This is a genomic window from Natronorubrum aibiense, from assembly GCF_009392895.1.
GTDB classification, from domain to species: Archaea; Halobacteriota; Halobacteria; order Halobacteriales; family Natrialbaceae; genus Natronorubrum; species Natronorubrum aibiense.
This window is the reverse complement of sequence record NZ_CP045490.1, coordinates 257,531-271,615: the sequence shown is the minus strand read 5'-3', so window position 1 is coordinate 271,615 and position 14,085 is coordinate 257,531. Positions and strand designations below refer to the sequence as shown.

At 57.7% G+C, this 14,085-nt stretch carries 10 protein-coding genes and 1 pseudogene; 3 read left to right on the top strand and 8 right to left on the bottom strand.

The genetic code is table 11. The annotated features are described in order from the left end of the window. The first annotated feature begins 156 nt into the window (after nucleotides 1–156). Complete coding sequence (locus tag GCU68_RS19765; protein WP_161991533.1) at nucleotides 157–942, top strand: IclR family transcriptional regulator; 786 nt, start codon at nucleotides 157–159, stop codon at nucleotides 940–942. A gap of 77 nt (nucleotides 943–1,019) precedes the next feature. Here GCU68_RS19765 and gfo6 read toward each other — a convergent pair whose 3' ends face one another. The 8 genes from gfo6 to GCU68_RS19725 all read right to left on the bottom strand — a co-directional run bounded on the left by gfo6 (nucleotide 1,020) and on the right by GCU68_RS19725 (nucleotide 11,035). Further along, entirely contained in the window at nucleotides 1,020–2,132 is a 1,113-nt protein-coding gene (gene gfo6, locus GCU68_RS19760; protein ID WP_152944343.1) for a D-xylose 1-dehydrogenase Gfo6, read from the bottom strand. Nucleotides 2,133–2,174: 42 nt separating this feature from the next. Then, complete coding sequence (dgoD, locus tag GCU68_RS19755) at nucleotides 2,175–3,323, bottom strand: galactonate dehydratase (RefSeq protein WP_152944342.1); 1,149 nt, start codon at nucleotides 3,321–3,323, stop codon at nucleotides 2,175–2,177. Between the two features lie 90 nt (nucleotides 3,324–3,413). Beyond that, nucleotides 3,414–4,472: a glycoside hydrolase 5 family protein gene (locus GCU68_RS19750; RefSeq protein WP_152944341.1), complete on the bottom strand. Its 1,059-nt coding sequence runs from the start codon at nucleotides 4,470–4,472 to the stop codon at nucleotides 3,414–3,416. A gap of 41 nt (nucleotides 4,473–4,513) precedes the next feature. Then, the gene (locus tag GCU68_RS19745) at nucleotides 4,514–7,252 is read right to left on the bottom strand and encodes a glycoside hydrolase family 2 protein (RefSeq protein WP_152944340.1); all 2,739 of its coding nucleotides are present in this window, start codon (nucleotides 7,250–7,252) and stop codon (nucleotides 4,514–4,516) included. Nucleotides 7,253–7,322: 70 nt separating this feature from the next. Beyond that, nucleotides 7,323–7,949: a hypothetical protein gene (locus GCU68_RS19740; RefSeq protein WP_152944339.1), complete on the bottom strand. Its 627-nt coding sequence runs from the start codon at nucleotides 7,947–7,949 to the stop codon at nucleotides 7,323–7,325. A gap of 1 nt (nucleotide 7,950) precedes the next feature. After that, entirely contained in the window at nucleotides 7,951–8,814 is an 864-nt protein-coding gene (locus GCU68_RS19735) for a carbohydrate ABC transporter permease (protein ID WP_152944338.1), read from the bottom strand. Beyond that, nucleotides 8,811–9,740: a carbohydrate ABC transporter permease gene (locus GCU68_RS19730; RefSeq protein WP_152944337.1), complete on the bottom strand. Its 930-nt coding sequence runs from the start codon at nucleotides 9,738–9,740 to the stop codon at nucleotides 8,811–8,813. The genes GCU68_RS19735 and GCU68_RS19730 overlap by 4 nt, the downstream gene beginning before the upstream one ends. Nucleotides 9,741–9,742: 2 nt before the next feature. Next, nucleotides 9,743–11,035, bottom strand: coding sequence for an ABC transporter substrate-binding protein (locus GCU68_RS19725; RefSeq protein WP_152944336.1), 1,293 nt, complete (start codon nucleotides 11,033–11,035; stop codon nucleotides 9,743–9,745). Between the two features lie 145 nt (nucleotides 11,036–11,180). Between GCU68_RS19725 and GCU68_RS19720 the strand changes: the two genes are divergently transcribed. Together GCU68_RS19720 and GCU68_RS19715 are read left to right on the top strand one after the other, a co-directional pair. After that, nucleotides 11,181–12,296 carry an ABC transporter ATP-binding protein gene (locus tag GCU68_RS19720; protein WP_152944335.1) on the top strand — a complete coding sequence of 372 codons (1,116 nt, stop codon included), beginning with the start codon at nucleotides 11,181–11,183 and terminating at the stop codon, nucleotides 12,294–12,296. A 1,162-nt stretch (nucleotides 12,297–13,458) separates the two neighbouring features. Next, a pseudogene (locus GCU68_RS19715) lies at nucleotides 13,459–14,045 on the top strand (IS6 family transposase); the annotation flags it as partial. Between the last annotated feature and the right edge of the window lie 40 nt (nucleotides 14,046–14,085).

The window sequence follows — 14,085 nt, the reverse complement described above, 5'->3', positions numbered from 1 at the left end:
TATGAACCCCATGATCGGTCACGTACGAGATAGTGTATCGTTCAGTGGATAAAGCTTCCGTGCCAATCGCGTTGCGGGTGGATTCGTATCTCAATGAGAAACAGTTAGGTTATCGCGCTCCATTGTTCGTGATGAATGTCGGGGACGAGCCACCATGTGAAGTCGGTCCAGAAGCTGTTTCGGATCATCGAAGCGCTGGAACGACACGAGCGGATGGGTGTGACGGAACTGGCCAGAGAGACTGGGATTGCCAAGAGTTCGGTCTACAAGTATCTCGATACGCTTCAGCACCTCGGTTTTGTCACGAAAACTGAAACCTCGTACGCCCTCTCGCTTCGGTGGTACGAGATCGGACGAGGCATCCGCGAGCGACGCGACGTCTTTCAGGTCGCGCGATCGGAACTCGATCGACTCGCCCGACAAACCGGGGAAACGGTCTCGCTCGTCGTCGAGGAGGACGGAGATGCTGTCTATCTCTTACAGGTGAGCGAACGGGAACGACCCGCCGCCCCCGTCGAAGAAGGAGGCCGAATCCCCATGCCGATCTCCGTCGGCGGAAAGGCGATCCTCTCGTACCGGCCGATCGAGGAAGTCGAGGTGCTGCTCGCCCAGCACGAGTTGACCGACCGCACGGACCAGCTCATCTCGGAACTGCAGACCCTTCGGAATCAACGGATGGTCATCGAACGCGAGAGTCCCAGTGACGGGACGTTCAGTGCGGGGACGTTTATGGGTCACCGCCACGTCGTCGGACACGATGAACCGTATCAGAACCTTCACAGCATCGCCGTCCCAATCAGAAATGCCGATAGCTACGCTGTCGCTGCAATCGAAGTCAGCGGTTCGAAGGAGAGTCTGTACGGTCGACGCCTCGAGGACGAGATTGCGAGGCTCCTCGTCAATGCGAGTAAGTCGATCGAAACTGTGCTGTTGAGTCAGTAGGTACAGCGGCCGTTGCGACCCGGGCCATCACCAGCCGGATCGTCGATCTGTGACGACTGTGGTCGATACGAGATCGACTACAGGTAACTCTCGACGTCGAGTTCGATCGTCTCACCGGTTTCGCCCGCCTCGTAGATCGCCCGAAGTGCCTCCATATCGACCAGGCCGTGGACGCCGTCCGGCTCGATTTCGTCCCCAGAGAGGACTCGATCGGCGAAGTAGGCGAACACCTCGCTCATCTGGTCGACCTGCTCGAACTCGAGCGTAATCGTGTCTCCGCCGCTTTCGATCCGCAGTTCGGTCTCCATGTGGAACGCCGGCTCGAGGAGCAACTCCCCTTCGGTGCCGACGATTCGAAGACTCGTCGACGCGTGGGCGTTCTGGCTCGAGGTCGCCGTCAGGATCGTTCCATCGTCGAAGGCGACGGTGAACGCGGACCGTTCGTCGGGGACGTCCTCGAAGGCGTCGTGGCTCGAGGTCATCGTCGCCTGTGCCGAGACGGGGTCGGCCTCGAGCAGGAAGCGGACGGTGTTGATGGGATAGATGCCGAGATCCATGACGGAGGTTCCGTATCCCGTTAGCTCCGGATCGAGCCGCCACTGGGTCGGATCGTCAAAGATGTCGAGGAGGGTCTGGGAGTTGTTTCCGATAGCGGAAACTGGCTCGCCTATTACACCTGCCCGGATCAACTCGCGGGCGTAGCGGACGAGCGGTTCGGTCTGCATCCGGTAGCCGACGAGCAAGGGAACGTCGGCTTCCTCGCAGGCGTCAACCATCGCTGCCGCGCGCTCGGCGGTCGCCTCCATTGGCTTCTCACAGAACACTGCCTTCCCGAGGTCAGCGGCTGTCTCGGCGTACTCGAGGTGGTAGGCGTTCGGCGTACAGATGTAGACGGCGTCGTAGGCGTCGGCGACCTCGCCGTCGTGGAACTCGTCGTAGGTGAGACCGTGTTCGACACTCTCGACGTCGTCGACGACTCCCTGCGCCTTCTCGGTTGAACTGCTGACGGCGACAGTCGCCTCGCAATGCTCGAGATCCGAAATGGCAGGAATCACCATCTCTGAGGTCCACCAGCCAATCCCGATCAGCGCGACCCTGACCGTGCCATCGGGATCGGTCTCCCAATCGCGGTACTCGTATCCCTCGAGTGTCCGTCCCAGCCCGACAGTCGGTTCGGTTTTATTCGTCATAGGTTACCATTCTCGGCGGGCGTCATAATTCTGTGCGGTATATTACCATTCCGCGACGCTCCCGTCGTCGTGTCGCCAGACGGGGTTGTGCCAGTCGACATCGCCGGCTTGTTCGCGAACGTGTGCCTCGTCCACTTCGATCCCCAGTCCCGGTCCGTCGGGAATGTCGACGTATCCCTCACGGTACTCGAACACCGACGGGTCAGCGAGGTAATCGAGGACGTCGCTCGTCTCGTTGTAGTGGATGTCGAGACTCTGTTCCTGAATGATTGCATTGGGTGAGCAGGCGTCGACCTGAATACACGAGGCGAGCGCGATCGGACCCAACGGACAGTGCGGGGCCATCGCCACGTCGTAGGCTTCGGCCATCGCCGCGATCTTGTTCACTTCCGTAATTCCGCCCGCGTGTGAGAGATCCGGCTGAATCAGGTCGACGTGGCCGTCTTCGAGGATCGATTTGAAATCCCAGCGTGAGTACATACGTTCGCCCGTTGCGATAGGCGTCGTCGTGTGTTGGGCGATCTCTTCGAGGTCGTCCAGCTGCTCCGAAAGCACTGGCTCTTCGATGAAAAATGGCTCGTACGGCTCGAGTGCGGCGACCAGTCGTTTGGCCATCGGTTTCGAGACGCGCCCGTGGAAGTCGACGCCGACATCGACGTCAGGGCCAACGGCCTCACGAACCTCGCGCATTCGTGTGGCTGCGGCGTCGACTGCGGCCGGGTTGTCGAGTCGTTCGATTGCGGGCGTGCCGTTCATCTTAAGCGCCGTGAAGCCGGCGTCGACCTTCTCTCGAGCCTGTGCGGCGACGTCCGATGGTTCGTCGCCGCCGACCCACTGATAGACGCGCAGGCGGTCGCGTGCCGCCCCGCCGAGCAGTTCGTACACCGGCGCACCGAGGGTTTTGCCTTTGATATCCCAGAGCGCCTGGTCGATGCCGGCGATCGCGCTCATCAGGATCGGACCGCCCCGATAGAAGCCACCGCGGTACATTGTCTGCCAATGATCTTCGATCCGTGAGGGATCCTTGCCGAGCAGGTAGGTATCGATCAACTCTTCGACCGCCGCCTTGACAGTCTTCGCGCGGCCTTCGACGACCGGCTCACCCCAGCCGACGGTGCCGTCGCTCGTCGTCACCTTCAGAAACAGCCACCGCGGCGGTACTTCGAATAGTTCGTAGTCTGTAATATGCATTGTCTCGTGGTTACTCCGTTCTTGTTGTCCGTTTATACCGTTTTGGTAACGGGCGATCGCAACCGATCAGTTGTGCGTGTACCATCGTAATTATTTCCCTATCCGTTGTTCCGACGCTTGTCTGGTCACGTCACGGAAGGTTTCGATCTCTGTCTCGATGTAGGGCGTCCCGTCGGTGTGGAAGAGGTCGTGGAACCACACGTCCGGGGTTTCCGTTTCTTTAGTCGCCTCGGCGATCGAGACCTGGGCCGTTCGCCACGGGAGATGCGTCTGTATCTTCCCGTTGACCAGTCCCCACGTATAACAGCCGATCCCCTGCTCCCGATAGTACGGGAGGTGCGTCTCGACGAAGTTGTCTCGCGAGCGAGCGAGCCACTCGGTACACAGCAGTGGTCGGCCGAGTTCCGTTAACTCGTCGACCCGGTCTCGCGTGATCTCGAGGTCGTTGTAATCGTGGAACGAGATCACGTCCGACAGTTCGTTTGCGACCTCGTTCAACTCGGTCATCTCGGGATTCCAGTTACACCCCACGGTCACCGGCTGCGTTGGCGCCGCGTTGCGCGCCCACGCGAACGATTCCCGGACGAGCGGGATACTGTCGGGATACATATCGCTGTTCCCCGGCTCGTTGTACAGATCCCAGCAGATGATGCGGTCGTCCGCTGCGAAGGTGTCGATGATCGAACGAACGTACTGCTCGAGGTCCGGCCAGTCGCCTCGATTCCGGACGCGGTCGTGTCCGGGGCTCGGCGTCCACTGACTGTTGTGCGTTTCCGGGAGGGGCTCGTCCTGCGGGCCGAGATACGGCTCGTCGCCCGAGAACGCGACGTCGTCGAAGAAGACGAACATCGTCGAGAGACCGTGTCGGTCGGCAATCGACAGGAACTCGTCCATCCGGTCGACCAGCCCGTCGGGGTCGTCCTCCCAGACGAGATACTGCAGGAAGACGCGGACCGAGTTCATGCCGAGCGAGCTAGCCCAGCCGAGTTCTCGATCGATCGTCTCGGGATCGAACGTCGCCGCCTGCCACATTTCGGTTGGATTCACTGCCGTACTCGGGACGTAGTTGCAGCCAACCGGCCAGCCCTGTTCGTCGTACCAGTCCCATACTGCTTCCGTACTCCATCGGTTCGATTTGCGTTCGTGCATGTGTCGTTGTGATATCGTCGTTTTGTGGGTCGAGTGTGAATTCAGCGGTCGGTTGCAAGGTGCTCGAGTAACCGATCGAGCAGGGCGGTCGCCGTCGGGTGTTCTCCGTACTGGTCCGTGAGTCGGAACGTACAGGAACACACCCGTCCGTCGCCGTGGTCGCGGGTGATGAGCGGGCTTGCCCAGTTTGCGATCCAGCCTTCGACGTAGTCGACGTGAACCGCGTCGTCCGGGGTGAGGTCAGACGCGACCGCGGTTGGATACAGGCCTTCGAACGCCCAGTCTGGTCTGTGGTCACTCCCGAGGCCGTCGAGGAGCGGGCTATCGTGGGCGAACAGCGACGAGACGAGATTCCAGCTCTCCCCGTCGGACAGCGGAGTGTAGTCGAACAGCTCGGTGTGGGGTGCACCCGCCTCGACCGGCGGCAGTAACAGTACTGCGGTGCCTGCTTCGGCGACGTGTTCCAGAAGCTCGTGGTCGGTTCCGGTCGCGACGATCAGTTCCGCTGCGTGCGGATCGTCGACGAGGGTGTACCGGGCTCCAGCTAACCGTGCGCCGAGCTGGTGATCATGATCGGGAACGTAGAGTGCGTGATCGGAGACCGAGACAGCCCCCGGAACCACGGTGATTCGTTCGGTGGTGGTCACTGCTCCCGTTTGTGTCTCGGCCGTGACCGTGAGGTCGACGGTCGTCGCCGATTCGACATCTGGAAGCGAGATGGTCGCTGCGTCGGCCAGTCTCGTCGGTTCGAACGCCGCATACTCCACCTCGAGCGAGTTCGGTTCGATCGATGCCTCGACTCCCTCGAGTTCGTACTCGAGGGTCGCCTGTCCGGTTTCGCCGGTGTCGTTCACGATAGTCACGTCGACAGGAACGGACTCGCCACCCCAGTGGGCGTGATCGACGTCGACGACGACCGAGGTCGGGGCGTTGACTGAAGCGAACTCGTCGTGGAACGCTTTCGGCTCCCGTCGGTAGTCGAGGATCCCGTTGAACTCCCACTCGATATCGGTAAACTCCGTTATCACGTAGCCGGCCACCCCTTCGTGGAGGCGCATTTGCTCGATGACGTCCTTGTTCGAGCGGAACTCACGGTGCTGCCAGGTCTCGGCCAGCGACGCCCAGTCGTCGAACACGTCCGGAAGCGTGGTCTCCTCGAAGCGATCGTAGACGCCGGCCGGTCGCTTGATCGGATCGTCGAAGAAGTCGTAATCGAACCACGGCGGCGTCTCGCCGTAGTGCTCCTCGATCGCCGGCAAGTCGCACATGCCCCAGGTGCCGAACTCTGAGACGATCAGAGGCGCGTCCTCGGGATCGGTGACGGTCGCCCCGTAGTTCTCCCACGGCGCGGACGTCATCCACTCGAGGTTGTCGGCCCAAGCGTCCGCCCGGTCCGGGCTGACATAGTAGCGGTGGTAGTCGTTGATATCGGTCGCGACGTGGGCCCAGCCGGAGTTGTCGCAGACGAGTCGGGTCGGATCCCACGATTTGGCCTCCTTGTAGAGGTCGGCGAGGTACTCCTGTTTCCACTCGTCTTCCCAGAGCGAGGTCTCCTCGTCGAGCCCCTGTGGGTTTCCGATTCCCCACTCTTCGTTATAGAGGCTCCAGATGACGACGCTCGGACGGTTGTAGTCGCGCTCGATCAGGCCATGGATCTGTTCGCGGACCTCCTGTTTCGATCGCTCCGTGTGGACCGTCGGATTGGCAGGTTCCTCCCAGACGAGGATTCCAAGCCGGTCGGCGAGTTCGAGGAAGTCCGGGTGAGCTGGCTTGATATGCTTTCGAAGCAGGTTGAACCCGAGTTCCTTTGCGGTCCGGATCTCGTGTTCGAACAGGTCCTCGTCGAAGGGGCGATACAGCGTCTCCGGGTAGTACCCCTGATCCAGCGCGCCGCGGACGTATCGAGGTTCGCCGTTCAGATAGAGCTGGCCGTCTCGGGATTCGATCGAGCGCATCCCGAAGTAGTCTTCGTACCGATCGACGACGCGACTGTCCCGGAGCAGTTCGACGGTCACGTCGTAGAGTGCGGGCGTCTCGGGCGTCCAGTAGGCCGGATCATCGATCGAAACCGTGACCGATGCCGAGCCGTCGCCGCCAATTTCGGTCTCGGCCGTCGCTACGTCGTCGTCATCTCGAGCGACATGAACCGTTGCCGTGACCGACTCCGGGTCGTCGACGCCGATCACGTCGAGCTCGATTCGCGCACTGTCGGCTTCGAGGTTCGGCGTCGCGCGGAGCCGGTCGACTCGTGTTTCCGGAACGACCTCGAGCGTGACATCCTGCCAGATCCCGCTGACGCGCTGATACCAGGGTGCGCCCTGTTTTCCGTGTGGAATCTCGCTGCTGTCTTCGGGGTCCTCGACGCGAACAGTGATCGTATTCATACCGGGTTCGAGCGCGTCCGTGACCTCGAATTCGAACGGCAGGTAGCCGCCTCGGTTTGTTCCACAGTCGACACCGTTGACCCACAGCGTGGTCTCGTAGTCGACGGCGCCAAAGCGGATCAGCGCTTCCGTCTCCGTCCAGTTCGACGCGTCGATTTCGATCGATCGCTGGTACCAGGCGACGCCGGTATAGTCGCGTGCGCGCTCGAGTTCTTGCCACGCGTGGGGGATCGTGACCGAGCGACAGTCGTCCGTCGGCCACTCGTGGGCGGTCGTTTGCCATCCGTCGGAAATCCCGATATCCTCGGGGTCGAGTCGGAACGTCCACTGTCCCGAGAGAGTTGTCGAAGATCGATACGTCGTGTGTTGTTCCGATTGTGATTGTTGAATAGTCATTGGCTATGTCTTAGTATGAGCGTTGTACGTGGAATCGAGTCAGATTGTGAATGGATGTGTCTGGGATCTCTCAGGAAATTCTACTAAACGTAAGCGAGAACGGTGATTCAGCCGGCTGTGCCGGCTCGAGGTCATCACAGACGAGTTCGATGTGATACGCGGCTGCAATTCCTGCAAAGAGCAACACGAATCCGACCGTCAACGCGGCGGTCACTGTGAAGACGACGAGCGTGACGACGGCGAGGTGCACGAGATAGGTCGGGTTCGTTGCTCCCCAGAGGTAGCCCTGTTTGAGCGCCGTCGCTGGTGGTTCTCCGCGAGCCATCGCGATGAACGTCGGGATTAACGTCAGCCCAGTGTACGCTCCGGCATAGAGCCCAACGACTGCGATGCCCAGTGCGAGTGGTCCCGACGCGGTCAGTCCGTACAAGATACCAACCGCGAGAAACACCAGCGGGAGCACGCCAAGCAGTCCTGCGTGAACGCCATTCGTCTTCACGGCGTGCCGAACACGAGATCGGTCGATACGGCCGCTTTCACGTAGCGACGTGACGGCTGCGTAGAGGCCCACCGTGGCAGGACCGACCGTAACGATCGGTATCGATGCGAGCATCCAGCAGATGCTACAGACGACGAGCGAACTGCTGTTCTGGTAGACGAACCGAATAGTACGTTTGAGTGTAGTCGTCTCAGCCATACTATCCCACCGTCCCCTGGGCTTGGACTGCGTTTACGAGGTGTTCCTGCAGGATCAAGAACACGATGAACAGCGGCAACACTGCGAGCAATGTGCCCGCCATCTCGGCGCCGGGTTGGAACACCTGCGTCGGTTGCATCGCGACGATTCCAACGGGGAGGGTAAACGCTGTCTCCTGCTGGAGGACGATAAGCGGCCAGAGGAACTGGTTCCACGTATACACGAACGTGTACAGTGAGAGGGCCGCGATCGCCGGCTTCATCAGCGGTAACACGATACGGTAGTAGATCTGGAACGTCGAAAAGCCGTCTAATCGCGCGGCTTCGATGATTTCGTCCGGCAGATCCCTGAAGAACTGTACCAGGAGGAACACCCCGATCGGCATCGCACTGAACGGGAGGATCACTGCGAGCGGGTTGTTGACCAGTCCTAGCCGTGAGATCAGTGCAAACAATGGCACCATGTTCGCGAACACAGGAACCATGAAACTTGCGATGATCACGCCGAAGACGATCCGCTTGCCGGGCCACTCGAGTTTCGTCAGTGAGAACGCGATCATCGAGTTGAGAACGACGACGATAACCGTCGTTGCACCGGCGATTAAGAGCGTGTTCAAGAACCACTGGATCATTGGGGCCCCGGTTAGCACAGCGATGTACCACTCGAAGGTAATTTCCGGCGGAATCCACTGTGGAACCTGTGAAAACACGTGCTGTTCGGTCTTCAAGGAGGTGGACATCATCCAGATATATGGCAGGAGGAACAGGAACGCGGTTCCGTAGAGGAATGCGTACAGTCCTGCCATTTTGAGCGTTTCGCCAGTGTTCTTTCGATTGCCGACTAATGGGATTGTTCGTGTGCTCATGATGAGTTCTCCTCACGTCCGATAAAGTAGTAGTTTGCCAGCGAGACGGCCACGAGAACGAAAAACAGGAAGTAGCCGATCGCTGCGGCATACCCGAAGTCCTGTTGCCTGAACGCGACTCGGTAGAGATACATGATGATCGTCTGCGTCGAGTTTCCAGGACCGCCATCTGTCATGACGAACACCTGGCCGAACACCTGGAACGACCAGATGAACTGCACGACACTGACGAACATAATCGCCGGACGCATCTGGGGCAACGTGATATCCCTGAACGCTCGCCACGAGCTCGCGCCATCGATACGCGCAGCTTCGTACAGGCGCTCTGGAACGCTCTGGCGGGCTGCCAACAGGATAATGAAGTTGAATCCGACGGTCCACCAGACCGTCGCGATTGCGACGGCAGGCATCGCCCACGTGAAGCTATTGAGCCACGTCGGTGTGTTGGAGACGAGATAGGAGAGATAGTAGTTGATCGGCCCGTAGTCCGAAGCGTACAGCTCCATCCAGATCAACGACACGACCGAGACGGTCAGGACGTAGGGGCTGAAATAGACGGTTCTGAGGAACCGTTTACCCTTGATATTGTGATTCACACCGAGGGCTAGAACCAGTCCGAACACCACGAGCGTCGGCACGGTGAGTGCAACGAAGTACACCGTCGCTCGGAACGCACTCCAGAACACTGGGTCTTGAACCATTCGAACGTAGTTCTCGAGCCCGATGAACTCTGACTCACTCGGCATGAACACGTTCCACTCGAACAGGCTCATATAGAAGCCGAGAACGAGCGGATACAGCAGGAAGATACTGAAGATCACGAGATACGGCGCTGCAAACAGCAGCCCGGCTCTCGTTTCAGTATCCGAGAGATCGATCGATCTCACCGCGTCAAGACGTGACGCTGAATCGTCTTTCGTTGCCATACTTATGAGAGATTGTCGTTGACCGTGCTAACCATCTCCTCGAGCGCATCCGCAGGCTCGAGTTGCTGAGAGTACACCTGGGCCAGGGTCTGGTCGACCGGTCGAACGTAGTCGTCGTTGTTATCTGTGCTTGGCAGGTACACCAGCTGATCGTTGTCTGCCATCTCGAAAAACGTGCTGAGAGTCGCATCCCAGACGTCTGCATTCTGGAGTTCTCCCGAGTCAAGCACATCGTTGCTTGCGGGCATGTGTCCAGCAACCGTCCCCCACTCGGCGGAGTTCTGGGTGAGCCATTCTGCAGCGCGGACGGCTGCTTCGGTCAACTCGTCGCTTCGACTGTTGTTTGCCGGAACGGCGAGAGCGTGACTGTTCGCCCAGGTGTACTGTTCGGTCGCACCAGGTGCGACGAACGGTTTGGTCATGCCCCAGTCGTACTCTGCCTCTCGCAACACCCCGTAGAACCACGTTCCGTCGATGGTCATCGCGAGATCGCCTGCACGGAACGCTCGATTGCCTCTGTCGTTCGAGGCGTCCGGCTCGTCCCATCCGTACGCGTCCGCGATATCCGCGTAGAATTCGACGAGTTCGAGTGCCTCGTCGTTGTCGAACGCGGCTGCCGTTGCGTCCTCGTTCAGGAAGTCGGAACCGACTGATTTGAGCCAGGCAGCGAACTGCCGGGAATAGAACTGCCCGTACGGCTCCGGGTTAAACGCTTGTGCGTCCGTATTCGCAGTAATCTCATCGGCTGCGTGCTGGAGCTCCTCGAAATTCGTCGGCGGCGAGTCGGGGTCGAGTCCGGCCTCCTCGAAGATGTCCTTGTTGTAGTACAGTGCGTTCGGGTGTGTGTCAAGGGGTAACGCGACGTGTGATCCGTCGAGTGCTGTTTCGTTCCAGATCGACTCGACGTACGCGCTTTCGGTCTCCGATTCGATACGATCATCGAGTGGCGTTAACGTGTCGACGAACCGTTGCAGCTCGTTCGTGTGGAAAACTGCCAGATCAGGCGGCGTTCCGCCAGTCATCGAGGTGAACAACGAGTCGTAGTATTGCTCGAACGGTTGCCGTTCCCTGCTAATCTGGAAGTCGTCGTGTTCGTCGTTGAACGCGTCGACCATGGCTTCCATCGCATCACCGTCGCCGCCGGCGAACAGCGTCCAGAACTCGATTGTCGATCCATCCCCGCCTTGACCACCGCCGAGACAGCCAGCGAAGCTGGCAACAGCGCCCGTTGTGGCTACTGATTTGAGAAACGTACGCCTATCGGCTCCCTGTCCATTCCAGTGTTTGCGAACCATCGACACAGAGTTTAGGATAGAGGTATATAATTGTTGTTGTTGATTTTTGTTTGATGCCGCTGGTGATTGGTCTCACCGTCACACCCGTCTCATTAACAGCAGAAAATTCTAAATAGTAGATCACGCTATTGGGCGGTAGCCGAGCATGAGTACAGTCACTTTCAGCGACGTGCAGAAACAGTACGGCGATATCATCGCCATCGAAGATGTCTCCCTCGAGATCAACGACGGTGAGTTCGTGTCGATTCTCGGACCATCCGGCTCCGGCAAATCCACACTGCTGCGAATGATCGCCGGACTCGAGGAGATTTCCAACGGCGAAATCTCGATTGGCGAACGTGTTATCAACGGTGTCGCTCCGCAAGATCGAGGCATCGCGATGGTCTTTCAGAACTACGCGTTGTACCCACATATGACCGTCCGGGACAACATGTCCTACGGGCTGCGCCTGACGACCGACCTCGATGAATCGGAAATTGACGAACGAATCGAGAGCACAGCGAAGATGCTCGAGATCGAAGATCACCTCGAGAAACGACCCGCGAACCTCTCTGGCGGACAGCAACAACGCGTCGCAACGGGACGAGCGATCGTCAGGAACCCGGACGTGTTCCTCATGGACGAACCCCTCTCGAATCTCGACGCGAAGCTCAAGATGCACATGCGGACCGAGTTACAGCGGATTCACGACGAACTCGAGACGACGACCATCTACGTCACCCACGACCAGGAAGAGGCGATGACCATGTCCGACCGGATCGTTATCGTCGCGGAGGGTCAGCTTCAGCAAGTTGGCCCCCCAGAAGAAATTTACAACAAACCTGCAAACCGCTTCGTCGCGAACTTCATCGGAAGCCCGGCGATGAATTTCTTCGACGTCACGCTCGAGGACGACTGCCTCCATGGTAGCACGTTCGAGTATCCGATCGCTGCTGATACCGCTGCAATGGCACGCGACGCTGGAACCAGCTCGTCGTTCACCCTCGGTGTTCGGCCGGAACACATCTCACTGACCGATGAGCAGGATCCACGCGCAATTCGAGCGGAACTCGACGTAATCGAGCCGATTGGGAGTGATAATTATCTCTACGCCACGGTCGGCGATCACGAGTGCACGATACGCGTCCCAGCAGACGTGAAACCCGATCGGACAGCGCCGTTGTGGCTCACGTTCGACGAGTCGGACATTCACCTCTTCGATAGCACAACCAACGATAATATCCTGACGGCGCCCACGCCATCGGCACGGCCCCTCAACTAGCGATTACGAGTTGTCGTCCTTGTGGATGACACTGTATTTTTTCGTGTTGGATAGTGACAACGATCTATTTGATATGTCGATCGCATCCGTTTCTCATTACGAAAATCTGACTTCGGTTGTGTTTCGGTCGTGAATACAATAGACGATCGACCGCGCTTCGCGAGTGATTCGATACTGAACTGCTGCCTCTCCTCATTCGTTACTATTTTTCAGGATGGTTTTGCACGCACGATGTTTCGTTCTTAGTTGATAAGTGTTCTCGCGCATCATGAGAATCGTCTTCGTGTATCTTATTTAGAAACGACGAGCTCGACCGGTGTCGTCTACTGGGGAACTGAGAGAGCATCCAATAGTTGACTCCCGATAGTGGGTTGTGCTAACACCACCTCTATGCTGGTCTCGATATTCTCCTCATCGCGTCGGTATCGGCAACTGGCCCCGTCTACGATGTGGACGCCCGAATTGCGTTTCTCAAGAAGAAACATCAACGATCAATGTTGATGGACATTGATGCGTTTTCCAAGGATTATTGATGAATATACGTTTGTAAATTCCTTGACTGGGTTGGTCCTTGATGGATGGATTACGCCGATACAGACCTTCCATCCGATGTCAGTCGAAAAACACCGTGCGGAGGGTGAATATTTTGTGTCTCATTACAAATCACCACCGAATCCCGCGGAAAATTTCAACCTCTGAATCCGTTTTCGAATCGAAGACAATTCTGTGTGGCCTCACCAGATTGTCGTTCTGTTCTAGTGGCTTTACACCGCGCATCATAATTTACACTAATACTGGTGTAAACGCCAGTGGACACTCAACACGGGGTCAGAACTTAGTCCCCAAAGTTGTTGCATTCGCAGGTCTGTGAGTCGGAATTCTACAATGTCGAATACACAATGTATCGCTACCACTATTATCTTTATCACTGCTTCCCAGTCTATCTATCCGCCAATTTCGGGTGTATCTCTACTATTGCCCAGGTCGAATTCTCTCTTCAGGTCAAGTTCCTGCAACTGTTCAAGGCAAATCTACGATCAAAATCAACTAGTACAGAAGGGATATCCCTGTTGGACAGGGTAGGTGGCGGCCCACTGGGTCTCGATGATACCGTCTAATTAGCGCAGTTTGAGAAGGAGTAGGTCGTAGAGTTGGCTTGGATATGCAGCTCGCAGACCTGATCAGCGAGTGCTATGCAGCGGAATTTGACGGAGATTGAGAGCGTGAGCGGAGGCGACGCCAGCCAGGGTGTTCACCGTCCGTCTTCATGCAACCGGTTGTTTGCTTCGAGAGACGCACGCGATTCTCTGCGTGTTCAACATAGAACGTTCTTACCAAGCAATCTATAAGTGGATGTGACGGATCGCTATCACTATCCCAGACCGTCGACGGCAAATCTGTCGTGGGTTGCGGTTAATAAAATTGCTGTCAATATAAACGATAGCCGGTCTTGGGTGTGCTCTGCAATAGACATAGACTTACAACTAATCCACAATGTCGCAGTATTTGGATGTTGGGGCACCGACCCAGCCGCCTCGTTTTTGCATTAATTGACCGAAAAACATGATCTCTCCAACACTGTGCTTCTCGTCGATGGCTACGGCTACCTGCCTGCTCTTGCACGATTTTGATTGAACAATCAATTAAATGCGTTGTGTAAAACCCAATCAAAAATAGTTAGATCTCCTCTCTATTCGGGTTGACCACGATCGTAATTCGTGGGTGGGAAGTCGAACCAGCGTTAGGGAATGATTTGAACGGTTCGTACACTACTATATGACGCATCGAC

Coding starts and splice junctions, on each gene's coding strand:
- gfo6 (WP_152944343.1), bottom strand. CDS start 2,132: ATGACGAATAAAACCGAACCGACTGTCGGGCTGGGACGGACACTCGAG.
- dgoD (WP_152944342.1), bottom strand. CDS start 3,323: ATGCATATTACAGACTACGAACTATTCGAAGTACCGCCGCGGTGGCTG.
- GCU68_RS19750 (WP_152944341.1), bottom strand. CDS start 4,472: ATGCACGAACGCAAATCGAACCGATGGAGTACGGAAGCAGTATGGGAC.
- GCU68_RS19745 (WP_152944340.1), bottom strand. CDS start 7,252: ATGACTATTCAACAATCACAATCGGAACAACACACGACGTATCGATCT.
- GCU68_RS19740 (WP_152944339.1), bottom strand. CDS start 7,949: ATGGCTGAGACGACTACACTCAAACGTACTATTCGGTTCGTCTACCAG.
- GCU68_RS19735 (WP_152944338.1), bottom strand. CDS start 8,814: ATGAGCACACGAACAATCCCATTAGTCGGCAATCGAAAGAACACTGGC.
- GCU68_RS19730 (WP_152944337.1), bottom strand. CDS start 9,740: ATGGCAACGAAAGACGATTCAGCGTCACGTCTTGACGCGGTGAGATCG.
- GCU68_RS19725 (WP_152944336.1), bottom strand. CDS start 11,035: ATGGTTCGCAAACACTGGAATGGACAGGGAGCCGATAGGCGTACGTTT.
- GCU68_RS19720 (WP_152944335.1), top strand. CDS start 11,181: ATGAGTACAGTCACTTTCAGCGACGTGCAGAAACAGTACGGCGATATC.